Source organism: Streptomyces sp. NPDC007983 (assembly GCF_042958345.1).
Taxonomy (GTDB): domain Bacteria; phylum Actinomycetota; class Actinomycetes; order Streptomycetales; family Streptomycetaceae; genus Streptomyces.
Window position 1 is genome coordinate 42,014 of record NZ_JBIBJI010000032.1, and the last position, 23,227, is coordinate 65,240.

17 protein-coding genes and 1 pseudogene are annotated in these 23,227 nt (G+C 69.6%); 9 read left to right on the forward strand and 9 right to left on the reverse strand.

What is annotated here, in order from left to right:
• Positions 1-36: 36 nt before the first annotated feature.
• The 9 genes from ACFZCY_RS42730 to ACFZCY_RS42770 all read right to left on the reverse strand — a co-directional run bounded on the left by ACFZCY_RS42730 (position 37) and on the right by ACFZCY_RS42770 (position 11,330).
• Positions 37-714, reverse strand: coding sequence for a restriction endonuclease (locus tag ACFZCY_RS42730; protein ID WP_391186636.1), 678 nt, complete (start codon positions 712-714; stop codon positions 37-39).
• A 656-nt stretch (positions 715-1,370) separates the two neighbouring features.
• Positions 1,371-2,093: a helix-turn-helix domain containing protein gene (locus tag ACFZCY_RS42735; RefSeq protein ID WP_391186639.1), complete on the reverse strand. Its 723-nt coding sequence runs from the start codon at positions 2,091-2,093 to the stop codon at positions 1,371-1,373.
• Positions 2,093-4,321: a hypothetical protein gene (locus ACFZCY_RS42740; RefSeq protein WP_391186642.1), complete on the reverse strand. Its 2,229-nt coding sequence runs from the start codon at positions 4,319-4,321 to the stop codon at positions 2,093-2,095. Before ACFZCY_RS42740 ends, ACFZCY_RS42735 begins: the two co-directional genes overlap by 1 nt.
• A gap of 25 nt (positions 4,322-4,346) precedes the next feature.
• Positions 4,347-4,937 carry a helix-turn-helix domain-containing protein gene (locus ACFZCY_RS42745; RefSeq protein ID WP_391186645.1) on the reverse strand — a complete coding sequence of 197 codons (591 nt, stop codon included), beginning with the start codon at positions 4,935-4,937 and terminating at the stop codon, positions 4,347-4,349.
• 438 nt (positions 4,938-5,375) lie between these two features.
• Positions 5,376-6,479: a hypothetical protein gene (locus ACFZCY_RS42750; protein ID WP_391186648.1), complete on the reverse strand. Its 1,104-nt coding sequence runs from the start codon at positions 6,477-6,479 to the stop codon at positions 5,376-5,378.
• A gap of 17 nt (positions 6,480-6,496) precedes the next feature.
• The gene (locus tag ACFZCY_RS42755; protein ID WP_391186651.1) at positions 6,497-7,828 is read right to left on the reverse strand and encodes an AAA domain-containing protein; all 1,332 of its coding nucleotides are present in this window, start codon (positions 7,826-7,828) and stop codon (positions 6,497-6,499) included.
• The gene (locus ACFZCY_RS42760) at positions 7,825-9,303 is read right to left on the reverse strand and encodes a hypothetical protein (protein ID WP_391186654.1); all 1,479 of its coding nucleotides are present in this window, start codon (positions 9,301-9,303) and stop codon (positions 7,825-7,827) included. Before ACFZCY_RS42760 ends, ACFZCY_RS42755 begins: the two co-directional genes overlap by 4 nt.
• Positions 9,300-10,436, reverse strand: coding sequence for a hypothetical protein (locus ACFZCY_RS42765; protein WP_391186657.1), 1,137 nt, complete (start codon positions 10,434-10,436; stop codon positions 9,300-9,302). The genes ACFZCY_RS42760 and ACFZCY_RS42765 overlap by 4 nt, the downstream gene beginning before the upstream one ends.
• 72 nt (positions 10,437-10,508) lie before the next feature.
• Positions 10,509-11,330, reverse strand: a complete 822-nt coding sequence (locus tag ACFZCY_RS42770) for a hypothetical protein (RefSeq protein ID WP_391186660.1) — start codon at positions 11,328-11,330, stop codon at positions 10,509-10,511.
• 121 nt (positions 11,331-11,451) lie between these two features.
• On the opposite strand from ACFZCY_RS42770, the gene ACFZCY_RS42775 reads away from it, so the two are divergent.
• From ACFZCY_RS42775 to ACFZCY_RS42815, 9 genes and pseudogenes are all read left to right on the forward strand, one after another.
• Positions 11,452-12,702: an exonuclease subunit SbcD gene (locus ACFZCY_RS42775; RefSeq protein WP_391186662.1), complete on the forward strand. Its 1,251-nt coding sequence runs from the start codon at positions 11,452-11,454 to the stop codon at positions 12,700-12,702.
• A complete protein-coding gene (locus ACFZCY_RS42780; protein ID WP_391186665.1) occupies positions 12,699-15,899 on the forward strand; it encodes an AAA family ATPase in 3,201 nt (1,066 codons plus the stop codon). Before ACFZCY_RS42775 ends, ACFZCY_RS42780 begins: the two co-directional genes overlap by 4 nt.
• A 288-nt stretch (positions 15,900-16,187) precedes the next feature.
• Positions 16,188-17,705 (forward strand): Mu transposase C-terminal domain-containing protein, encoded by a 1,518-nt coding sequence (locus ACFZCY_RS42785; protein ID WP_391186695.1) that lies wholly within the window; start codon positions 16,188-16,190, stop codon positions 17,703-17,705.
• A complete protein-coding gene (locus tag ACFZCY_RS42790) occupies positions 17,702-18,478 on the forward strand; it encodes an AAA family ATPase (RefSeq protein ID WP_391186668.1) in 777 nt (258 codons plus the stop codon). The genes ACFZCY_RS42785 and ACFZCY_RS42790 overlap by 4 nt, the downstream gene beginning before the upstream one ends.
• 164 nt (positions 18,479-18,642) lie before the next feature.
• On the forward strand, positions 18,643-19,614 hold the full coding sequence (locus ACFZCY_RS42795; RefSeq protein WP_391186671.1) for a hypothetical protein: 972 nt from the start codon (positions 18,643-18,645) through the stop codon (positions 19,612-19,614).
• 232 nt (positions 19,615-19,846) lie between these two features.
• On the forward strand, positions 19,847-20,212 hold the full coding sequence (locus ACFZCY_RS42800; RefSeq protein WP_391186674.1) for a hypothetical protein: 366 nt from the start codon (positions 19,847-19,849) through the stop codon (positions 20,210-20,212).
• Positions 20,213-20,895: 683 nt separating this feature from the next.
• The gene (locus ACFZCY_RS42805; RefSeq protein ID WP_391186677.1) at positions 20,896-21,762 is read left to right on the forward strand and encodes a hypothetical protein; all 867 of its coding nucleotides are present in this window, start codon (positions 20,896-20,898) and stop codon (positions 21,760-21,762) included.
• Positions 21,763-22,297: 535 nt separating this feature from the next.
• Positions 22,298-22,762 (forward strand): TerD family protein, encoded by a 465-nt coding sequence (locus ACFZCY_RS42810; protein WP_391186680.1) that lies wholly within the window; start codon positions 22,298-22,300, stop codon positions 22,760-22,762.
• A gap of 284 nt (positions 22,763-23,046) precedes the next feature.
• A pseudogene (locus ACFZCY_RS42815) lies at positions 23,047-23,227 on the forward strand (hypothetical protein); the annotation flags it as partial.

Sequence of the window (23,227 nt, forward strand, 5' to 3'; positions counted from 1 at the left end):
CCAGACGTGATGAAAGATGATCAGGACCTCCGCCGGTCAGGCTGCGCGCTTGAACCGGTTCGGGCGAGAGCGTGCGGAGACTCGGAGAAGTTCGTGTAGGGCGGCGCCGCTCTCGGCCCAGCGCTGCAGCTTCTCCCGGTCGACCCAGTGAACGCCGTGCCGGTCACCCCACGTCATGGCATCCCGGGTGAAGGTGCCGTTGGTGACGACGACAGCGCGATCGGCCTTATGGACCGGCCCGGCCGTCCCTTTCACCGCGTACATCACCGATGACCCCACCTTCCGGCCGAAGCGGGTGTGCTTGGCTTGCACGACGATCCGACCGCGCTGTGGGTGGCCACCGATGACGTCGGCTACCTGGTCTCCTTTTCCGCCGACCTTGCGGGCCGACCAGCCGTCGCGGATGAGCAGGTCTCGCAGCGCGAACTCGAACTCCTCGTCGTCCATGGCGTCGATGTCGGCAAGTGTGACCCGCAGAAGCGCCAGCCTCTCAGCCCGGATCTGCCGCGCTCGTGCTGCGCGAAGCACTTGCCACAGCCCGCAGGTGAGGCCACCGACGGCCAGGACGAGGAGGAATGGCCATCCACGGACCACCGCGTCCCCCGCGGCGCGGGCCATCTGGAGCAGCAGGGTCGCTGCTGCCAGGGCGACGACTCCGGCCGCGATGTGCTCGCCCGTGCCACGAGGCTTGCGCAGTCGCAGACGCTGGGCCATCAGCGTGCCGCCGGGGCGGATACCGAGGGCTTAGGCGAAGGCGTCTGCTCGGCCTTGGACTCGCCGAAGCCGAAGACTTGGCCCCATAGCCAGACTCCCCCGATCAGCGCGGCAATCGTCCAGCCGCTCATCTTCTTCCCGCTCGGTCGCGGGTTGCGCCGGATGTGGCTGCGGACGACGTGGAATCCTTGCGGTGGCATGCTGCCTTCCCCTCCCCTTGGCGGGCCGCGTGTGCAGCCCAGGTCCTGAGAATTGGTGTAGCAGCGAGCTCTGACAACAACGGCTGGGTGATCAAGGAATACAGCATGCGTAGATGCCAAATAGGCCGCTGACCTACCAGAGAGGAGTTTGTGTTCGAATTGCGCGAGTGCACGCCGCTCACCTGCAGTTAACGGCAGCATGGCGGCATCACCGCGCCCCTTGCCGACTAACTCCGAAAGTGAAAATTCAATCTATGGCCACTGCTTGATCTGGGAGAACGACACTTCTGTGGTGATCGAGCACGAATCACGAATGGCGCAAAATAAGGCGTGTTCGATCCATCTCAGATCGCATCGCGGACGATGCTCGACTGGCTCGACACCGTTGGGCAGGGCCACAAGATCCCGAAAGTCCGCTGAACACTGTGCGGAGTGCAATCCCAGCCGCTCGGCATGTCAGCGGGGGCGCCAGGTACGGACCTCAAGGTAGATGATCTCGGCGTCGGCGCGAATACGGCCGGTCTCCACCAGCCATTGGTGCACGGCCGTTGTGACATCGCCGCCCGCCGCATCGACGCGGCGGGCGAAGTCAGTGGCGTCAAAACCGCCGCTGGTGGCGGAGCCGTAGGAGCGTTCTTCGGTGTGGTCGGCGCGTTGGATGACATTGCGGCGGATGCCGGGTGAGTCGGTGCGGCTGCCGGAGGGGTGCAGGTAGCCGGTCTTGGCCAAGCGGACGGTGAAGGCCAGGCGCAGACCCTGGCGGGCGGCTTCGGCAATCAGAGGGCGCAGCCGGGTGGAGCCGGAGGCGATGGCTTGGGCGCCGACGCGGCCGGTGCCGGAGCCGGTGGGAGTGATCAGGACGGCTTTGGTGCGGACGCGGGCGCGGGTGCCGGAGGAGGTGGTGCGGCGGGTGGTGTGGCGAGCGGCGATGGTGGCGAGTTCGGGGATATCGGTGATGCCGCCGATTTCGATGGCGGTGAGGACTTCGCGGAGGGCGGGGACGAAGGCGGCTCCTTTGTTCTTTGTGTAGAACTGGGAGACCAGGGAGGGGTCGCGGTCGATGATGCGGGCGATGTCGCGTTTGGTGTAGCCGGCTGTTTGGAGCCGGGTGGCGAGCCGGGCGGCCTCGTTCGTGCTGCTGGGGTTTGTGGGGTGGTTGCGGCGGGAGCGGGGTGGCATCAGTTCTCCTGGCCGGTGGCGGTGAGGGCGGCGCGTCCGGCGTTGCGGAGGGTGAGTAGTTCTTCTTCCGTGGTGGGGGCGGGAACGGGGTCGGTGAGGCGGCCGCGGAGGAGGTAGTCGCCGGGCTGCTGGTGGTAGGGCCAGTTCTGGGGCTGGGTGAGGTAGAGGGCGTCGGTGCGGAAGGCGACGACGGTGCCGGGTGGGGTGTGCAGAGCGCCGGCATAGGTGTCCTCGTCGCGGTGGCGCTGGGTGAGCAGGGCGGCGCGGGCGGAGGACCAGATCGCGGCGGCCCATTCGGGGTGGGCGTTGGGGTCGCGGCTGAAGCCGCTGGGGCGCTGCCAGGTGATCAGTTCGTCGTCGAAGCTGATGATTTCGGCGTCGGGTGGTACGTCGCGCTCCATGGTGCGGGGGGTGGTGCCGGTGACCATGCGGGGGCGTTGGGCGAAGGAGCCGATGCCGTACAGGAGGATGGAGCGCACCGCGCGGGAGGCGAGGTGGGCGGCGCGGGCGTGCTGGGGGTCGCCGTGGAGCTGGGCCTGGGCGGTGAGGCTGGACCAGGTGTCTTTGAGTTTTTTGGTCCAGTCCTCCAGCGGTTTGCCGTCTTCCCACAGGATGCCGTCGAGGATTTCGATTTTCCAGGGGGTGAGGGGGTTGGTCAGGGCGGTGTGGATTTCGGGGCCGCCGGCCCAGGTGGTGAAGGTGGTCCCGGGTGCGGCTGGGTAGTGCCAGGCGCGTTCGCCGGGTGCGGGGGCGGGCAGGAGGCCGACGTGGTTCCAGGTGTCGGGGACGGTGACGCGGACTTGCCAGTGGCCGCATCCGTACAGGGCGCGGGTCTGTTCCTTCTCGGTCCAGGAGGTAAAGGTGGCGGCGGTGATGCGGCGGGGGGTGCCGACGGGGGATTTCCAGGTGTGTTTGGCGTAGGCGAAGGTGCGGTCGTACTCCACGAGCTGAGGCAGCTGGTCGGGCACCGTGGGTGGGGTGATCAGTTCGTTGCGGCCTTGTCCTGCGGTGGCGTGCAGCAGGCCGCGTAGTTCTTCGGAGAGTACGGGGAAGCCGTCGGCGTATTGGCCGCGGGTGGGGATGGTGCGGGTCCACAGGTCGCGGCCGGTCTGCGAGGGGGAGCCCATGATGACCGCGTCCGTCCAGTGGCGGCGCAGGGCCTGCCACAGCAGGACGAACGCGTCGCGGACGGTGGCCGGGTCGTCGCCGTCGATGTCGAACCACTCCCCCACCGAGCGGATTTCGACGTGCTGGCTGCCGTCCTCGCGCTGGTAGCGGCCCACGGGGTTGCGGGCGTGGACGAAGTGTCCGGCCATGCGGTCGCGGCCGCGGCCGGTGTCGGTGCGCCAGCCCGGTGTGGGTGCGTTCAGCCAGGCGGTGACGGCGTCCCGCAGGTAGGGGTAGCGGTCCGCGTCGCGGTGCCAGGGGTCGCCTGCGGTGATGTAGATCCGCTCGGCGCCTTCGGGGATGGTGTGGAAGACGGCGGTGAGGATGTCTGCGGCCGTCCGGTTGCCCAGGTCGAGGTGGTGGGTCTGGTTGCGGTGGACCAGGACGCCGGTGTCGGTGTCGAGGAAGACGGTGGAGCGGGCCTGCTGGGTGAAGTTCGGCCGGGTGGAGGCCAGGTTCGGGGTGTGGGCGAACCCCTTCTCCCCCGTCTCCCCTTGCGGGATGGAGGGCAGCGTGCGGGGCCCGTCGAGGCCCTGCGCCGCCGCAGCGGGGGCCGATGTCGACTCCGGGGCGGGGGGCGTGGTGGGGGCCTGCGGAGTGGCCGCGGCGGCGGGCGGCGGCGCGGAGGCAGGCTCTTGGTCGGCCGGGGCCGAGACGTCCGTCGGGCCGGGCGTCGGGGAGGGAGCGTTTTCGGATACTGAGTCGGTGGCCGGAGCAGCTGCCGCAGCGGCGGGCTGCATGGCCGGAGCCTCCGACGCGGAGGCCAGGGCAGGGTCGTTCGCGGGGTCGTCGACGGGGTCCTGCGGTGCGGGCTCCTGCGGCCCGGTGGGGCCGGTGAGGTTGTCGGGGGCGAGTTCCGGGGCGAGGGCGACGACTTCGGCCAGGCTCAGTCCCGCGGCCGGGGCGATCCGCTCCGCCTTGGCCTTCTCATGGCCGGCCAGCTGGGTGATCCGCTTGTCGCGGTCGGCCTCCAGCCTGGCCAGCGCGGCCCGGATCTTTTTGATCTCGTCCCGCACCGTGCGCAGTTCGGCCAGAGCGGCGGTGTAGGCCTTGGCATCCATGTCGGTTCCTTGAGGAGCGGTGCGGTCAGCGGGTGGTGGAACGGTAGGCGATGGCGCCGCCGGAGTCGGAGGTCAGGCGGGTTCCAAGAAGGAGGTCCGCGACCGCGCGGTCGGGTGCGGGTCCGGGTTGGAGGTGGGTGGCGGGGGTGGTGAGGTCGGTGATGTAGCCAGCCAAGCGCGCCTGGGGGAAGGAGTGGCGGCCGCGGTCGTCCTTCTCCCAGGTCTCCAGACCGGTGAGGACGGCGACGACGTAGCCGGACAGGGTCACTGGCAGCACTCCCCCGACCGCCACGCTCGCCGGATCGCAGCGCCACCAGCCGCGCAGTCCCTTGAGTAGCGCCTGGGGCGGCAGCGTGGCGGAGAAGCCGATCCAGTCGCGGTCGGTCTCCTGAACGGGCTTTGCCGCGTCCACGCGCAGCACTGCGATTTCCTGTGCCGACAGGTGGTGCAGCGGGGCCGCCTCGCGGGCGGCGAGGGCCTGGACGCCCTCCAGCGGGATCATGACGCGCACGCCGCGGCGGGACAGGCCCGGCAACAGCTGGGCGCGGATGAGGCGGCGGAAGGTGGTGATGGCGCAGCCCAGGGCCTCGGCGGCCTGTCCGGTCGTCAGCAGCAACCCACACCTCTCAAGCGCACTCTGATATCTGATCGGGGATGCACATTAGTAGGTGTCCCGAGCTCCGTCAACGCGGACGCTTGTGGCGGGGTGTCGGGATGGCAGGCCACGCGGTCCGTCTACACCGCCTTCGGGTATGGCGATCAGCCAGGGCAGTACGTCGTTGGGGGCAGGCCAGTGCGGGCCGGGTCACGTACCGGCTCTGTGGGGGCTTGGTGGTGAGAGGGCCGCGGCAGGGTGCGTCCGCCGTAGTCCGGGCGTCTTCCCAACGATGGGTCGGCATTGGGTCTGCTGGCGGCGCTGGCCCGACCGGCTGTTGGGTGTAGTCGGTCAAACCGCCGGTCGTCAGCGGGACCAGAGTGGCATTGGACCGAGCAACTCGCCGTCCGCGGCGCATCCGCCCGGCAACCCACCTTAAGGGGCCGGGCGGATGCGCCCTCATCCCGGAGGTGCCTTGAGCGCCTTGCTGCGGATGGCAGTGGTCTTGGCGATGATGGCGTGCCGGAGCTTCTCGTACTCCGCCGCAGCGCCGGGGCCGGCAGCAGCCCGGGCGAAGACATCTTCGGTGACGGCTCGGTCGAGGGCGTTGAGCACGCCGAGTGCCTCGTGGAGTGCGGTCAGGCATGCGGCAACGGGCTCCGCGTCGTGGAGGCCCCCGCGGGCTTCGCAGGCGTCGCCCTCCCTCTCCTCGCTGCCGGACGCTCCGATGGGGGCACTGTCGTTCGCCTCGGTTATGGGCATGGGCGCCGGGGTGCTCTCCGGCGAGCAGGAGGCGGGCGCCACGAAGCGGAGAGGCCATAGGCCCTTCCAGCGCACAGGCTCCGGCGCCTCGTCCAAAGGCGCGGTGTCCTCACGCGCACGGAGGGCGCGCCGGGCTGTCTGCTCGATCACGGTCCGCTGCTGTTCGGGATCTTTGGGCAACCGGTCCGGCAGGCTGTGGTGAACGGCCTCCAGGCAGTCGGCGGTGAGGCGGCCGCCCAGTTCGGCAGTGACGTCGCGGACGGCTTCGTAGAGGGTGACTGCCGCGTTGCGGCCATGCCGCCGTTCGGTCTTCCAGGTGATTTCCACCTGGGACGGCTTGGGTACACTGCCGGTTCTTTGTGCCGTCTCCAGGGCGAGCGGGGCGTTCTTCCTCAGCTGGCGTCCGTAGACGGCGGACCGGCCGATGGTCGCCTGTATATAGGCCCCGAGGCTGTCATGGCTGCGCCGCCACCATCGGCCCTTGGCCGCTCGTTCCAAGGCCTGCGCGATGACCCAGACCGCGGCGTCTCCCGCCGCGAGGGCTGTACCGATGACTTTTTCGGTCTGTTCCTTCTGCCGCTGTTCGGTCTTTGTCAGTTCTGAGGCGTCGTAGTCGTCGACAGCGCGGACTCTCTCCAGATCCGGTAGTCCCTCGGCGAGCCGGAGCACGGCGTCGACACTGGCAGCCGCCGAAGGGGACGCCTGCTGACGGCCGACGGCCGCATCGTCGCGGGTCGGGGTGAGCCCCTCGGTGGCGTGCCTGCGGCTGTCCTGCGCAACTGCACCAGCGTCCCGTGCCATTGGCGCAGTGTAAGGGTTCATCGGGCACCGATGGTGTGCGGTGCGAGGTGTTCGAGGACGGTGTGGTGGGCTCCCCAACTGTCGGGGATCTTGGAGGTGACGCCGAGGTGGACGGGGCCGTTGGAGCCGTGTGCGTCCAGGAGCTGGTCGATTCCGGCGCGTGCGATGACGATGCAGGCGTGGCGGTGGCGGGTGGTGAGGACGCACAGGCGGCCGGCCTCCAGGTGGAAGGCCGAGGCATCGGAACGGCCGGAGAGAGGGTGCAGGGCGATGGTGACGCTGAACTCGCGTCCCTGGAGTCGGTTGGCGGTGTCGACGGTGACGGCGTGCAGCCGCGGATCGTGCGCCAGAAGGGCGCGGATGCGGCGGGCCTGGTCGCGGTGGACGGTGCCGATGGCGATGTCGCGCGGCTCCAGGTCGCGGCCTTGGGGGTGGTCTTCGCAGGTGATGGCGGCGTGCCGGATCAGCAGGCGTTCGGCGAGTGCGGCGGCGGCGTGCAGGGCTTCGGTGTCCAGGCGGTGGGTGAAGCGGGCGGGCAACTCCAGCAACGCCCATCCGGTGCGTGCGGCGTGGTCGATCGTCTTGTCCAGGGGGCTGCGTATGCCGGTGGCGGCGAAGGCCAGTGTGCGGTTGGTTTCCGGGTGCCCGGCGTGGAAGGGGGTGAGAGGGTAGAAGGCCTTGCCGACCAGGGGGATGGCTGAGGGCGGCAGGCGCCAGGAGGCGGGCAGGGTGTGCAGCGGCAGGTCGCGGTTGTTGTCCAGCAGGACGGTGACTGCGTTGGCGAGGGGGTCGTGGGGCAGGCCCGCCCAGCGGTGGGTGTCGGCTGCGGAGAACGGGTCCAGTTGTCCGGGGTCGCCGACGAACAGTGCTTTGTCGAACAGAGGGGCGGTGCGCAGGAGTAGATCGGAGCGCATCTGGTAGACCTCGTCGATGACCGCCCACGGCCATGTGCGGTCGGTGACCGTGGCCCATTTCATGGCGGTGCCGGCGATGACGTCGCGCTTTTCAAGACCTTTGATGCTGGTGCTGATGCGCAGGCCGGGCAGGGAGTGCAGGTCGGCCGGGATGTTGTGGTCCTCCGCGGTGAGCCGGGCGAGCCGCAGGTCGGGGTGAAGGCGGGCCAGACGCTTGAGGAGTTCGTCGACCTGGTTGTTGGTCTGGGCGATGACGATGCAGGGGGCGGACCGGGCGAGGGTGGCGGCGGCCTGGGCGGCCAGGGTGGTCTTGCCGGCGCCGGGCGGTGAGTCGACGACGAGTCCGCGGTGGGTGAGGATGGGCAGCTGGCCCAGGACGGTGCGCACGGTGTGGTCCGCCTGCTGCTGCGGCGAGGTTGGGTGGGGAGAGGTCACGGGTGCTCATCGCAGTCGTCCGGAGTGTCGGCGGGAGGGCCTCCGTGAGTCCAGGGGGTCAGGTCGCGGGAGGGGAGTTCCGGCATCCGGTGGCGGTCGGGGGCGGTAGTGAACACAAGTCGGTCGCCGGGGGCGGGCAGGACGGCGTGGTTGGGACGGGCCACGGTGTTCATGCCGGCGGTGATTTCGAGCTCGAGGAGGGTCTCGCTGTCGGTGGGGGTGATCTCGCGGATCCGGTAGCGGGCCTTGCGGTGGGTGTGGCAGGCCAGGTACGAGCCGGGGTCCAGGTACACGGGGTCCGTGGTGGACAGGGTGAGACGGGGGCGCCACTGTGCACGTCCGGTGGGCCCGCGGGTGAGGTGTTCGGGGGCGACGGCGGTGACGGTGGCGGCGACGGCCTCGCCGGCGGTGCGCAGTTCCGCCCGGGCGAACGGGTCGTCGATGGCGCGTTCAGCTCGGAAGGCGGCACCAGCCTGCTCGCGAAGGGTCAGGCGTAGGGCGGCGCCAACGGCCTGATCGCGTGTCGGCTGGGGAGGGCCGCCTTGGGAGAGGTAGGTGCTCATCTCGGTGAATGTGCCGCATTCCTGCTTCCAGCGGCGTGGGGTGCTTTCGGCTTCGGGGAGGGCCTGAAGAAGCGTGTATGCCTGCCACATCAGGTCCCAGGCGGGCTGCAGGTAGGTGGCCAGGAGGGGCTGGAGTTCCTGGAGGATGCGGGGCTGGTCCGCCGTGCCGGAGTCGGCGTAGGCGTCGAAGAGGGGCTCCAGCCGTTCGTTGTCGAAGGCGGCGCCGGTGGCCGGTCCCGCGGGGCGGTGGAGGGCGGCGGGGTCCTGTGCTGCGAGGGCGGCCTCGTAGCCGGAGGCGGCGTGGTGGGGCGGGTCGATCCAGGCCAGCAGGGTGGCCAGGTCCTCGTCCTCCAGAGGGCTTTGGCCGGTGACCCAGTGCATCACGAGGAACCTGGTCAGCGGGATGAGGGCGGGCGATCCGGGGATCTCGGCGCGGTCGGTGAAATAGGTGAGCCACTGCCCCAGGCGCCGCACGGATCGGGCGGCGTCGATGCCCTGGTGCAGGGGGCGGAACCGCAGGTCGCGTCCGAGATCGCTGAGGAATGCCGCGGTCTGCGGGTCAGGGACGAGGATTTGGGGGGCGTCGGTGTAGCGGTGCCGAGCGGGCCTGGTGGAAGTGGCGGCCAGGTATTGGGAGTGCTGCTGGCAGGTGCCGATGTGGTCGGTGACGGCTGCGGCCAGGTCGGTGAGCACAGGGATGGTGCTGCCCGAGGGCGGCGCGACGAGAAGGCGGGGGCGGGCGGGGGTGGTGCCCAGCATGACGGCCAGAGGGCGTGCCATGGGGCCGGGGTGCCGTAGGGGCAGCAGCATCAACGGGCGGTCGCTGAGGTGGAAGTGGCGCAGTCGGCTGGTGCGGACGGCGTGGCCGCTGTCAGCGGCTCGCATCCGCAGCAAGGAGGTCAGCAGGCTCATCCGATGCCTGCCTGGAAGTCGTCGTAGACGCGCTGGGCGTGGCGCAGGGACTGGGCGATGTCTTTCTCGTCCCGTGCGGGTCGCACGTGATTGTCGGTGAGTGCCAGGGCGCCGGCCAGGGTGTCGATTCCTGCGGTGTCCTCGCGGACCGCGGTGCCCAGGGCTTCCAGGCTGCCGCGGCGTCGGGCCTCGCTGCGGCAGTGGAAGGCCAGGTCACAGTGGTGTTGGCAGGCAGGGGTGTAATGGGGCGGCAGGGCGGCCAGGGCGGCGTGGAGTTCGCGGCGGGGGCGGGTGGGTTTGCGGTCGGGGCCGGGGGCCAGGTCGAGGGTGGTGCCGGAGGGAAGACGGTCCAGCAGTTCGGGCAGGCGGCGGAGCCGGCCGAGGTGGCGACTGAGGGACCTGACCTCCCAGTGGGCGTTGACGACTGTGGCGGTGGGACGGCCGGAGAAGTTCAAAGGGGTGACCAGAACCACCTCGTCGGAGACACTTTCGCCCGGCAGGCCGTTGTCGGTGAGAAGTTCACGCAGGGCCAGGATGTAGGCGGCGGCCTGAGTCAGAGCCGCGCCGAGCTTGATGCCGTCGGGCTGTCCGTCGACGACGGGAAATGACTTGATCTCCACGACGTGGAAACGTCCGTCGTGGCGGAAGGCCACGACATCGGGCTCCAGATAGATGTGGTGGCCGGCGACGGTCAGCCGCAGGACAGGGTGGTCAAACAGGTTGCGGGCATCCTCTTTTCCGTCTGCTGCGCGGAGAATGAACGACCGGGTGCGGGCGTGGCGCAGCCGAAGGGGGAAGGCGGCCCCGGCGACACGGCTGAGGTCTTCGTAGGAGACCTGGGGCAGGGGCAGGCCGAGGGCCTGGCGGAGCAACCGTACGAGTTCCCCGGCGCTGTTGTCGGTGACACGGTGCTCGAAGGCGGTGCCGTGACGGAGTGCGATCCGGGACTTGCGCAGCGGCCGGGGCAGGCCCAGATGGGCGGCCAGGGCGTCCTTGTCGATACCGGCCGCGTCGATCAGGGCTCGGCGGTCGCAGGTGGGGTTGGCGGTGAGCGCGGCCAGGGTACGCGCGGTGTGCGGGAGCGGCGCGGCTGGTCCTCGCAGAGCGTCCAGCCGCTCATCGAGCAGATTCACAGATTTCCTCGTGTTTTCGCGTTTCTCTCCGAGGAGGGATCGCAGGGTGCCGTGCGGCTTGCGGCTGTGGCGTCAGGATGTGCGGCGCAGACGGGTGGTGTTGCGCAGGACGTTGCCGAAGACCTGCTCTTCCTCGCCGAGGGTGCGGCGGGCCCTGCGGGCTGCTTCGGAACGGGTGTCCGCGTCGTCGTCGGCGTGGATCTCCAGTTCGGCCGCAGCGGCCTGGCGCAGCGCGTCCAGGTCGGCCGGGCCCTGAGAGGTGGGGCAGCCGGGAATGTTGCGGCCGAAGTCCGCGAGAAGCCGCTCGGCGGGTTCCGAGGGCCGGTCGGCGGAGAGGTTTTCGGCGGCGTCGGCCAGCCGCATCGCCGCGGTGAGGAAGTGGACCCGGTGGGTGAGAGGGCCGACCAGGCGCTGTTCCAGGGGCCAGGTGCTCAGCGCGATCAGAGCGCGTACCGGGGAGAGCAGGTCGCAGGTCAGGGCGGGGCAGAGGTAGTAGGGACGGGCGTGGGGGGTGGCGCGGAAGGAGTTCTTCTCATCCCGGCGCAGGGTGTTCAGGCGTGCGGTGTTCAGCGGGCCGGTGAAGAACGCCTCGTGGACCTGGCTGAGCAGTCTGGGTGCGGCGGGGACGGTGAGCAGGGTCAGCACCTGGTGGACCTGTTCACGAACCGGCCGGCCGCCCCAGCGGGGTGCAACGGGAGCCGGCCGGGGCTGCAGCGGGGCCTGCTCGGGCTGTTCGTCGTCGCTACCGAGCAGCACGTCCCAGGCCTTCTGGGTGCGCTTCAGCTCCTGGCGCAGGCGGGCGGCCTCGGTCTGGTCGTGTTGCGCCTGCGCCTGTCGGATCGCCTGCTGCAGCTGCTGCATGCGTCTTTCGAGGGCGTCCAGGTGCTCATGCATGTGCGCGATGCTAACAGGAACTCGGGGATCTCATTTCATCTCGGGAGTTCATGTATGGTCTCGGCTCCGTAAGGCACCATCGGTGCTCTCCACGCCTCGCACCTGGAAGGCGCACGAAGGCATGAGTAGGCTTCTCCACACTTCCGACTGGCATCTGGGCCGCGCCTTGGGGCGGTACTCGCGGGAGGAGGATTTCGACGGCGTTCTGGCCGAGATCACAGCGATTGCACGGGAAACCGAGCCGGACCTGATCGTCCACAGCGGCGATCTGTTCGACACCTCGCGCCCCACCTCCCGGGACCTGATCCGTGCCGTGCGCACGCTGGATGACCTGGCCGCCATTGCCCCCACCGTGGTGGTGGCCGGCAACCACGACTCCCCCGGGTACTTCGAGCTCCTGGCCTGCTTGAGCGGGCCTTCCCGGGGCCGCGGGCTGTTCTTCATCGACAAGCTCCGGCCCGCGCGCGAAGGGGGCGTCCTCACCTTCGACACCCGCGGCGGGCGGCAGCGGATCCGTCTGGCCGTGCTGCCGTACGTGCACCCCAATCGGTTCTGGCAGCGCTCCTCGGTCTCGGGCACGACGCCCGCCGCCTACGCGGAGGGGATGCGCGGACTGCAGAGGGAGCTGATGCAGGCCCTGTATGAGGGACATGACCCCGACCGGGACGTCCTGGTCCTTGCGGCCCACGTGTTCGTCGCGGGCGCCTCGCCCTCCCGCAGCGAACGGCACTCGGATGCCGACAGAGCCTTCACTACCGCTCCCGCCGATCTGCCGGAGGTGGCGTACGCCGCTCTCGGGGACATCCACGCCCCGCAGGCCGTGGCGGGCGTGCCGTTCGCCGCTCGCTATGCCGGCAGCCCTCTGCAGATGGACTTCGGCGAGCGCGGGGAGGCCAAGAGCGTCGTCATCGTCGACGCCGACCCCGGGCGGCCGGTACGGGTCATGCGGCGCCGGCTGTCCGCAGGCCGGCAACTGGCAGTCTTCGAAGGGCCCCTCGAGGAGCTGAGGCAGACGGCCCACCTGTACAAGGGGGTCTTCCTCAAGGCCGTCATCACCGACGAAGAGCCAGACGCGCTGCTCACCCGCACGGTCGCCGAGATCGTCCCCCACGCGATCCTCGTCTCCGCAGCGCCGAAGCGGCCGGAGTCCGACGATGCCCTCCTGGAAGAGGCGGCAGACGAAGAGCTGAATCTTGGTGACGCCTTCTGCGCCTATCTGACGGACCAGGGCATGAGCGGCGAGACGGCGCAGTCCACCGCCTCCGCGTTCGCGGATCTGCTCGGGCAGCTCGATGAGGAAGCCCCCAGGCCGGTCCATGCGGAAGAACTGCTGCGCACCGCGCTGGAAGACACCTGGACGGAGGCATCGTGAGGCCGCTGCGGCTCACGCTCACCGGGGTGCGCAGCTACCCGTCGACCTGCACCATCGACTTCACCGGCAAGCGTCTGATGGGGATCCTGGGGCCCACCGGCTCAGGTAAGACCACCCTCCTCGAATCGATCACTCTGGCCCTGTACGGGCGATGCTCGTGGGATAAGAGCGGGTATCACCTGATCAGCGACGGGCACTCCGACATGCACGTGGCGTTCGAGTTCTCGGCGAACGGGCGGACATGGCGGGTCTCCCGCACGCTGCATGCCAACCGCACCCGGCCGAAGGCCTTGCTCGAGTCTTTGGAAGGCGGGGACACCGGCGAGCAGACCGACGACATGCGGGCAGTGACCCAGAGGGTAGAGCAGATCATCGGGCTGGACTACATCGGCTTCGTCAGAGCAATTCTGCTGCGCCAGGGGGAGTTCGACACCCTCCTCAAGGCCGGCTCGGCCGAACGCGCCGGTCTCCTGCGCAGCGTGTTCGGCATCTCCGAGCTGGAACGCGTACGCAAGTACGCCCAGGACCGCGAGAAAAACCTGAGCACGCGTATCGCCGAGGCCGTCAAGGAACGCCGGCGTCTGTGGCCCGACCCGCAGGCCACCGCCTCCCGGGCGGCCGCAGAGAGCGAACGCCTTGGCCACACCGCGGCCCGGCGCCGCGAGCGGCTGGATCGGCTGCGCGAAGCCCAACGCCGGGCGACTGAGCGCCGGCATCACGCGCAGGACCTGGACAAGGCTGCACGGGCGCTACGCAAGCGCAGGGTCCCGGATGCGGCCGCCACGGCGGCTGCGCTGGCCCGGACCGCAGAGGAGGTCGGTACCGACGCTGCTGCCCTGGAAGAGGCCGCCGACGGCCTGGAGAAGCGGCTCAGCACCTGCCACGAAGCGCTGGAACAGGCCGCCGGCAGCGGCAACACCCTCCACTCCCTGTCCGACGCTCAAGCGGTGCTGTCGCATCTGCCAGACCGCGCAGCCGATCTGCATGCCCGGGCCGAGCGGCTGGAGCAGGACGAGCGGCTGCACCATGAGCACGAGAAGGAGTTCGCAGAGGCACAACAGGAGCTGGCCGAGCGTGAACAGCGCACGGCAGCCCTGGCCGAGGATGCAGACCGAGCCGCGCGCGCCGTAACCCAGGCGCGTGCCAGCGGCGACCAGATCCAGGACGTGGTGCGCACGGTCCTGCAGGAAGCCGGAACCGCCGCCCGGAAGCTCCTGGCGGAGCACACAGTGCTCACGGCCCTGCAGGAACAGCAGGCCCATCACACACAGCTGGAGCAGAAAGTAGGTGAACTGCAGGCCGCCCACGAGACCGCCCAGGACAGCCTAGTCGCGCTGCAGCGCAGCGAGGCCGCCCACGCCGCCGGCCAGGGGCTCGAGCCGGGAGACGCCTGCACGGTATGCGCCCAGCCCCTGCCCGATGACTTCACTGCTCCGCAGCCCTTGGACAGCAAGGCCCTGGCCCGGGCCAAGAACAATGTCCGCAGAAAGGCCACGGCCCTCGACGACGGAAAGGTCGCGCGATCGGAGGCGGCCGCCGACGTGAAGGCCGCCAAGAAGAAGGCCGCCGATCACCGGCGCAAGCACGTCGCCGCCCAGGAGCGCACCCAGGAGGCACTGCTGCAGCTGCGCGAACTGGTGGACACGGTAGGGCCTGCCCTTGCTTCCGGCACGGCCGCCGTCCTGGAGACGCTGGTGCGGCAGACCACCGACCGGGCACACGCGTTCCACGAGAGCGGGCCGGAAACCCCGGCCCAGCTCAACCGCACGGTCACCGCGCTCCTGCAGCCGCTGCGCGAGAAGGAAGAGGAGACTCGCACGGCCCACACCTCCGCCCAGGCACGGCTGGTCGCGGCGCAGGACCGCAGCAGCGAGCACCAGGCCGACCTCAAGCGCCAGCGTGGCCGACTGCAGCGTGAACGCCGCCGGCTGGAGAAGGCCCGAGGACGGCGCGAGGAGGATCTGCAAACCCTGCTGGAGGAGATCACCCGGCTGCCCGCCACGGTGCGTCCGGGCCAGCCCGCCCCGGACCAGCTGCCCTGCGCCCAGGACATCACCGCCGCGCAGGAAGCAGCCGCCCGCCATCTGGCCGTGCTGGACAAGGCGACGCAGGACCGCGATAAAGCACGCCAGGCCTTGGCCGAGCATGCTGAGGCGCGGCAGGCCCTGGCCGAGCGCCGCAGGCGCACGGTTGAGACCCCCGTCCGCAAGCTCACCACACAGCTGGAACGCTGGGCGGACGCGGCCGCCGATGCGCACAGCATCCTCGGCGAGGAAACACCCGCCGGGCTGCCGCCCGCCGCGAACGGGGACGATCCGGTCGCCGTCGGCACCTACGCGCACGCTCTCACCGCACGAAGCCAGCACCTGGTCGACGCATTGAAGCGGGCTGCACGCAAGTGCCACGAAGAGATCAGCGCCTTCGAGGCAGAACTCACCCGCGAAGCCGGCACCGCCGCCGACGACATCGACCCCGACCCGGGCTTCGCCCTGCCCGAAGCGGGCGACCTTCTCGCCCCCGCCGTCCTTGATCCGCTCAGTCACAAGAGCAGCGACGCCTACGTCGCCTGCAGCCGGGCCGCCGAAGACGCGCGCACCGCGCAATCCCAGATCCCCTACGCCGAACGGCTCGATACCGCACTGGCGGAAGCAGAACGGCAGGCCGCTATCTGGTCCAGACTGGGTGTGCAGCTCAGCGACCGCAACTTCCCCGCGCATCTCACCCGGCTGCGCACCCGGACCCTGCTCGCCCATGCCAGCAAGCTCCTTCAGCAGTTGTCCCGGGGGCTCTACGCCTTCATCGGCGACTTCCAGATCCAGGACCTCACCACGAACCTGGTGCGCAGCCCGCAGTCCCTTTCCGGCGGGGAAACCTTCCAGGCCTCCGTCGCGCTCGCACTCGCCCTGGTCGAACTGCGCAGCGGTGGTCACCACATGCTGGGGAGCCTGTTCCTGGACGAGGGCTTCGGCTCCCTGGACCCCGACCGGCTGGCGGAGACCCTTTCGGTCCTGCGCAGCCAGGTGTTCCAGGACAAGCTGATCACCGTCATCAGCCACTTGTACCCGGTGGCCGACGCCGTTGACGACGTCTTGATCGTCGAAAAGAGCGCCCAGGGCTCCACGGCCCGTTGGCTCACACCGCAGGAACGCACTCAGATGGTGCGCGACGGAGTCCGGCAGCTGACGGAACACACGTAAGCGCCTCAGCCCGCCCCGGGGTACTGCGGCACCCCGGGGCCCGGCGGCGTGCTTCTCCCGCGGAGTAAGGCGGTGGTCCTTCCCGCCTGGGACATCTCCACGGGCCCATCTTCATGGCCCGGTGGCAGACGGCCGCCGGACCGTCCCTCCCGGGTACCGCAGGCTCCCTGCGGGCCCGACCAGCTCACATGTCATCCCTGAGAAAGAGGCTGTATGACCATGCCTTGTACCGGCGCGCCCGGTGCCGACGCCCCCGTCTTCACCTCCCGTTCGGACCGGCCAGCCGCGGTGGCGCGGCTGATCACTATGGATGAACGCAACGAATTGACCACCGACCACGTGCGATTGGTCGCGCAGGCGCTTGAGCGTACGGAGCGGACGGTGTGGCGGTGGCTGTCCCAGGCCCGCGCCGACGGGAGCCGTGAGCCGGTCGCGCGGCAGCGGTTCACCATCACCCCGGAGATCCGGCATCTGCTGGCGCTGTGGGCGGGCAACGCCTCGGCCGTGCACCGCGAACTGTGCCAGCGGGCCAAGGCCGATCCGACGCTGCCCGCACCGTCTCTGGCGACGCTGCACCGGGCTCTGCGGCGGGATTTGACGGCCGGGGACCGGGCCGGGCTGGCCCGCGGCGAGCGGGCCCGGCGGGCCCGGGATGTGTTTGTCCAGCGTCCGGCGCAGCACCGCAATGCCGCCTGGGAGGGCGACCACAAGTGTGTGCCGGTGCGGGTGTGGGTGGAGGACGAGCTCGTCCAGCCCTGGGTGACCTGGTTCATCGACTGCGCCACCAAGTTCGTGGTCGGTGTGGCGGTGACGCCGCACGCGCCCAGCCGGGACGCGGTGCTGGCGGCCCTGCGGATGGCGGTGGACCGCACCGGGTCCTTCGGCCCGGCCGGCGGCCTGCCCGGCCTGATCCGTGTGGACCGCGGCAAGGAATTCTTGTGCAACACCGTCGCATCGGCCCTTGGTGCGTTCGCGGTGCCCGTCATCGACCTGCCGGCCTACAGCCCGCATCTGAAGGGGACCATCGAGGCGCTCAACGGCGCGGCCGAGGAGATGCTGTTCGTCTCCCTGCCCCGCTACACCCGCCAGCAGCCCCTCACCGGCGGCCGCACCGCGGATCCCGAAGAGCCGGCGCTGACCTTCGAGGCCTTCGTGGAGCTGCTGCTGCAGTGGGTGACGTGGTGGAACACCGAGCACAAGCCCCGGAAGCTGGCCGGCCACACGCCGCTGGAGGCCTGGCGGGCCGACCCCACCCCGCTGTATGACGTTTCCGCCGAGCAGCTGGCCCGCTTCGGGCTGGAGGATGACGGACGCACCCGCGTCATCACCACGCAGGGCGTGCAGTGGCGCAACCGCCACTACATCGGTCCCTGGATGGTCGGCCGTGGCGGCACCCGTGTAGTGGTGCGGCATCTGCCCCACCACGACGCCAGTATCGAGGTGTTCGGCCTCGACGGCGAGCACCTGGGGGCCGCCGTCCTGGCCGAGGCGGCCAGCGAGGAGCAGGTCCGTGCGGTGCGTAACGCCCGGAAGGCCGGGGCGCGGCGGCTGCGCGCGGATCTGAAGGCCGCCGCGAAGCTGCGCCGCTCCCGCTTCAAGGCCGTCACCAGCGCCGTCGCGCCCGAACGGCTGGGCACGCTGACCGCGGCGGAAGCCGAGGCCGAACTGCGCGCGCAGCCTGCCTCCGGCCGGCGCGAGACCAACCCCGGCTACATCCCGCCCCCGCCCGTTCCGGAGGGCTGGGCACGCCCGGTGCAGCCGCAGGACGCCCCGTCAAAGCCCGGTACGCCCCAGGAGGAGGCATGATTGACCTCGACTTGGACTACGGTCGGCTCCCTGCAGAAGACGCAGATCACTTCCACCGCCTGGATGCCCACCTGGTGGCCACCGAGCCTTTGATGACCACCCTGGAAAACGTCGAAGCCACGCTCGAGGCCAAGGCCATGATGTGCGCCTTCGGGCCGGCCGGCTATGGCAAGACGATGTCGGTGAACTCGGCGCTCCGTAAGCTCGCCCCCGAGCACACCTACCGTTTGGAACTTCGCTCCGGCCCCACCCCCCGCGATATCCGCCACGGTCTGTTTCATGCGCTCGGGCTGCCCGGCGAACCGCCCACCCGGCCCATCGAGTTCGACACCCTGCTGAAGGAAACCCTGGCGCAGACGTTCCGGGTGCTGGTGTGTGACGAGGCTCAGTGGATGGGCCGCAGCTCGTTCGAGTACTGGCGGCATCTGTGGGATGACCGCAAGACCGACATCGCGGTGATCTTCGCCGGCGGGGACAACTGCTACAAGGTCCTCAAGCGGGAACCCATGCTCGCGTCGCGGATGTTCATCTGGCAGGAGTTCCAGCGCATGCCCGAGAACGAGGTCGTCGCCAATGTGCCCGCCTTCCACTCGTTGTGGCAGAGCGCCGCCCCGCAGAGGATCCGCGACATCGACCGCGCCGCAGCGCACGGCAACTTCCGCAACTGGGCCACCTTGACCAAGCACATGCTCAACGGCATGAAGAAAAAGGGGCTGAGCGAAGTAACCGACGACCTGGTCCAGTGGGTCTACAGCAAGGTCGCCGGCATGTAGGAGAGGCGCACGGTCCGCGGGCGGCCCGCTCCTTCTCCGTTCGCGGACCGCCCGCACCACACCGGGCTGCCCGGGCAACCCCGGGCCAGCGCCCGCGGGGACGGTCAGGGGCAGCCGAGAAGAACAGGAGGGTAAGGCGCATGTACCGGGGCGAGGTGAGGGTCGTGGTGGACGAGCAGGACAACCTGTTCTCCACCCGGGTGGCGCTTCGGGCGCACCGCCCTGCGGAGGGCTGCATCACCGTACAGCCCACGCCCGCCAGCGCTCTGCCGGCCGCGCTGGCGCACGACGTGCTGTACGCACTGGGCAAGCGTCTGGCACCGGCGTCCGGTACAGCCGATGTCCCGCTGGACTCGGTGAAGGCGGCGTGGCTGGCCGCAGCCGCGTGGTGCATTGCGGGCGACATCCGGCACGTGGTGCTCCTGCGTGCCCACCTGCTGACGACCCGGCGGGTCGAACAGTTACTGGCCTGGCGCGATATGACGGGAATCCACCTGACCTTGGTGTGGCAGGCCGCCCCGCGCCGGATGCCGCCGGCACTGGCCCCGCTGATGCACCGTGCCAGCAGCCGGGAACAGTTCGAGGCAGTGCTGTCCCGGCCGGATCCAGGGCCTGCCTACCCGGCGTATCCTCCGGGCCCGGGCAGTGCGGCAGCCGCCGGGTCTGCACGACGCCGGACCCGTCGTGCGCGAGCGGGTCAGGAAGAGGAAGAGTGTTCCTCGGCGGCTGCGACGGCGATCCTGCCTGGGGCCGCCCCTCCTGCTGAGATCACGCCGGAGCACGCCGCCGCGCTGGCCACGCTGGCGCATCCCCTGACCGCGGGAGGGTTGAGCGTGTCGGCCTTCACCGACAGCGCGCTGGGCAGTCTGCGGCGGATCCGGGACCTGGACCTCACCCCAGACATCAGCGTCCTCAAGACACACACGCCCAGTCACCGACAGTGCCGTTTGCACTCCGTCCCCGCCTGGGCACGCCCCTTGCTGGCCGCTGCCCGTGCCCACCACCGTCTGGCGCCTTCACCCGGGGGCTACGTGTTCGCCCCCTTGTTCCCGGCCGAGGCGAAACATCTGCGCGCCCACGCCCAGCTCCTCGCCGAGACGGGCCTGCCACTGGCCGGCGGCTTCCTGGTCTGCTGAACAGTGGAGAGCCCTACCTGAGCGCCAGGGTTCGCAGGCAGGTGTCGGAGGCACGCCTGTCAAGCGGTGGGTTCGAGGGGTTGAGAACGGCGAGAACGGGCCCCCCAGCGTTGCGAACCGTCGCAGCAGCAAGCCGGACGTGGCAGGGGAAACTGCTGCACCAGGCCGAAGAGCGAGAGCGAGCCGCACGCATTCGCCGACAATGCACAGGACAAGCAGAGGATGGGGAAGTATGAATCTGGTGGACCGCACCGTACTGGTCACTGCCGTCTCAGAAATGGCAGTGTTACGCGCGCTCCAGCTCGCAGGGAACCGGCTCCAGGGCAAGCGAGGCCGCTCCGTTCGCGGACCGATGAAGGCCGTGGAACCCTGGTCGATCCATGTCCACCTGCAAGCGCAAGAACACGAGTTCGACAATCTGCTCACGGACGCCTGGCAGATTCCCGTCGCGGTCGGCCTGCCGGACGACCTCCTAGATGCACTCGACAAACATGTGCGCAACTTGCTGGCAGCAGGCATCGAGTTTCGCCGCGACGACCTCCTGTTGACCCTGTCCCGGCTCCCCCAGCAACCTGTGCTGCCCTGGGACTCTCAATGACCCATGCGTACGGCGAAAACAGCCACATCGCACGCCTCGCCCGGGGCGCCGACAGCGCTCGCTCACTGGCCAGGGTCGCCTGAGCGAGCAGGTACTCATCGACGACCCGGGTGCTTTCTACGACGCGCCGAATTCTGCCTTCTTTTCCAATGCGCCAGGGCGCACAGACACCTCGATGGTCCGGCCAGAGGAACCTGGCGGGTGAGGCAGTCGAGGCACGATCGAGGTATCGGCGCCCGCGTCGGTGAGCACCATCAAATAGGGATGGGCAGGACGCGCCGCTGCGGTGCACCAGGAGGAGCGAAGCGCGTGGGCGAGAGAGCCCGCATGGGGCCGTGCACGTGTGCGTCGCGGTGGTGATCGTCTGCCCTTTTTGCCGGCCCGGTGGCAGGCCGGCACTCCGGGAGGGGGTGGGCTGCGGAACGCCTTGTTCGGGACTCAGCGTTGGATGAGGCCGCTGCCCTGGCACATCTCGCACGGATCCTGGGTGACCGGGTGGCGTCCGTTGCCGTCGCAATCAGGGCAGCTCTGTGTGTTCGTCGTCATGCGGACCAGGCTGGCGAGAGTCGCTTCGGGCTCCTGGCCGACAAAATCGGGGTAGTTTCCAGGTTCGCCAGAATGCAAGCCCTGTCCGACGGTGCTGCCATGCTTGTCTGGTGCGGCAGAGGTTGATGAACATTCGGATGGATCTGACCAAGACGGGCGTCGTCCTGCAGAATCTCTACGGATGGCCGGATTGGACGGTCGAGGTCGACATCGACTGGCGGACCTGGTCCGCCGGGGAGGTCCGCGCCATCCCGCCACCGGGCACCCGTCGCAACGCCCGAAGGCCTACTGATGACCTCGAGCTGGTCCGTCGGATCAAGATGACGGCCGAGGCGAGCCAGGAAGCACCCCGCAGCTCGATCTGGCTGGTCTCACTCGCCCTTCCCACTCCCCACGGCAAGAAGCCGGACGGCGTGCGGCTGCGCGCTGAGACCTTTTCGATCATGTACAGGTACGCGGTGAAGCTCGGATTGTCTCCCAAACGCGCCATTCACACCGTCTACGGCCTCGAGTTGGTGGAAGCTCCGAATGAGCGTGCGCTGCCTCACCGCACGTACGAGCGGTGGAAAGCGCAGGCCCGCAACACCATCAACCCGGCCACGGGCCGACCGTACCTGCCGGAATTCGACCTCGAGCGTGACGGGCCGCGGCGGTGGCCGATCGGCCGACACCCGCTTGAGCCCCGCAAAGCCCCTCCGGCAGTGCCGAAGCCGGTCCGGGAGGGGCCGTACGCCGGCCGCACGTTGCGCCTGACCGTGACGCGAACACCACCACCGGCATGGGCGGTGCGCGAGGCCCATGAGCAGGGGCGACACATCATCGGTTCGGATCTCGTCATCGAGGGGCGCTGGACCAAGGGCAAAGAGCAGGTGCCGGAGTTTCCATTGCTGCAAGCGCTCAGTCCCATCGAGACGGTCCGCCGGGTGCAGTCCCTGGTCAAAGAGCTGGAAGAGCGCTACCCCGGGGCCAAGGTCACAGCAACGGTCACCGAGGGAACCGCCTGACGACGTCGGCGGTCCGGACCGTAATCGGTTGCGGTCTGCAACGACAGCGAGGACCGCAGGCGGCTGTGTGGCGTGGTGAGGGCAGCCTCCTGCTGCGGAACGAGGGTCCGCCCAGTCCTGTACAACGACGAGGACGTCCGCCGCGCCAAGGGCGTTCGGTGTCCTTGGGCATGAGGTTGGGCCACCGGCCAATCCAGGTACCCGCTTGGCGCCCCCGGGGGGCGGCAGGAGCCCGGACCCGTGCCGCAGCTACGCGTCAACAGCGGCGTCGACCGGCTCAGAGGTACCTCCAGCTCCAGGAAGCACTCGGAAAGCCACCTACCGCCAAGGAGTTCGGCGCCCAGCGGCTGACTTGGCCCTGGCCCGGCGGGGAAGCCGAAGGCTGGCCAATCCTCCAGCACGTTCTCGCCGCACTCACCGCTACGGGGGCCAGCACCGGCCTGTCGGCGACCGCGCCCCACTCCCCCGCCGCCCCGGCCCGCAGCGAGGAGATCGGCGCTCGGCGGCCACTGGCCAAGGGCGCGCCAACACTGCCGTGGCCACTGAGCCGACGACGGTTCGCATCACCGCAACTGGGGCGCCCGTTGATGTGTCCGCTGTGCTCCTCGCCCGCAACGGCAAGGTACGCATGGACCAAGACCTCGTCTTCTACAACCACCCAAGCCACGAAGGAGTCCGCGTCGGAGGCGACACTGTCGTCGCCGAACTGAGCCTCGTCCCCGACGACATCGCCTCCATCGCCATCATCGTCAGCATCGACCTCGATGCCCAACCCACCGCGGTCTTCGACCAGCACACCCTCTGGCAAGCAGACATCACCCAGCCGTCCGGAACCCAGCTGTCCTTCGTTCCCGGACGCTTTTCCTCGGGCGAGACCGTCACCATCGCGGTGGAGCTCTACCGCCATGGGACCGGTTGGAAGGCCCGCGCTGTTGGACAGGGCTACGACACCGGCCTCGCGGGCCTGGTCACCGACTACGGCATCGACGTCGAGGCCTGACGGCCTGGCGGCCTGCCCGGAGGCGCCGCAGCCCCCGTGTGCGGGGGGATGTGCAGCCCAAAAGCGCTGATGTCTCTGCTGGAGCCTCGTCCCTGCAGGCCTCCGGCAGAGGCATCAGCCCGCCTGTCGCTCACAGGGCGGTGCGCGAGCGTGTTCTCGGTGGCGTCCACGGGGCCCTCGACACGGCAGGGCTGGAGTCCCGCGCTGCCGACGCTGCACGATAGCGGCCGTTTCGTCCACGCGTCACCGGTGATCGTCCAGTCAGACGGTGGGAGGCTGGTGCCATGCCTATGCAACCTTTCGCGTCCGATTGGGACCGCGCGACCGTGCAGCAGGCCGAGCAGTGGAACTGGCTTGCGGTCGAGATAGCCGAGATCCGGCGATGCGCCGAGGCAGGCGATCAGGCACACGACCGTCTTGCTCTCATCCTTCTTGACCACCTGGTTGAGGTGGTCGTCGGCCGTG

What these genes read in the sequence shown, in the direction of transcription:
- ACFZCY_RS42730 (WP_391186636.1), bottom strand. Translation starts at nt 714, where the DNA reads ATGGCCCAGCGTCTGCGACTGCGCAAGCCTCGTGGCACGGGCGAGCAC.
- ACFZCY_RS42735 (WP_391186639.1), bottom strand. Translation starts at nt 2,093, where the DNA reads ATGCCACCCCGCTCCCGCCGCAACCACCCCACAAACCCCAGCAGCACG.
- ACFZCY_RS42740 (WP_391186642.1), bottom strand. Translation starts at nt 4,321, where the DNA reads ATGGATGCCAAGGCCTACACCGCCGCTCTGGCCGAACTGCGCACGGTG.
- ACFZCY_RS42750 (WP_391186648.1), bottom strand. Translation starts at nt 6,479, where the DNA reads ATGGCACGGGACGCTGGTGCAGTTGCGCAGGACAGCCGCAGGCACGCC.
- ACFZCY_RS42760 (WP_391186654.1), bottom strand. Translation starts at nt 9,303, where the DNA reads ATGAGCCTGCTGACCTCCTTGCTGCGGATGCGAGCCGCTGACAGCGGC.
- ACFZCY_RS42770 (WP_391186660.1), bottom strand. Translation starts at nt 11,330, where the DNA reads ATGCATGAGCACCTGGACGCCCTCGAAAGACGCATGCAGCAGCTGCAG.
- ACFZCY_RS42775 (WP_391186662.1), top strand. Translation starts at nt 11,452, where the DNA reads ATGAGTAGGCTTCTCCACACTTCCGACTGGCATCTGGGCCGCGCCTTG.
- ACFZCY_RS42790 (WP_391186668.1), top strand. Translation starts at nt 17,702, where the DNA reads ATGATTGACCTCGACTTGGACTACGGTCGGCTCCCTGCAGAAGACGCA.
- ACFZCY_RS42800 (WP_391186674.1), top strand. Translation starts at nt 19,847, where the DNA reads ATGAATCTGGTGGACCGCACCGTACTGGTCACTGCCGTCTCAGAAATG.
- ACFZCY_RS42805 (WP_391186677.1), top strand. Translation starts at nt 20,896, where the DNA reads ATGGATCTGACCAAGACGGGCGTCGTCCTGCAGAATCTCTACGGATGG.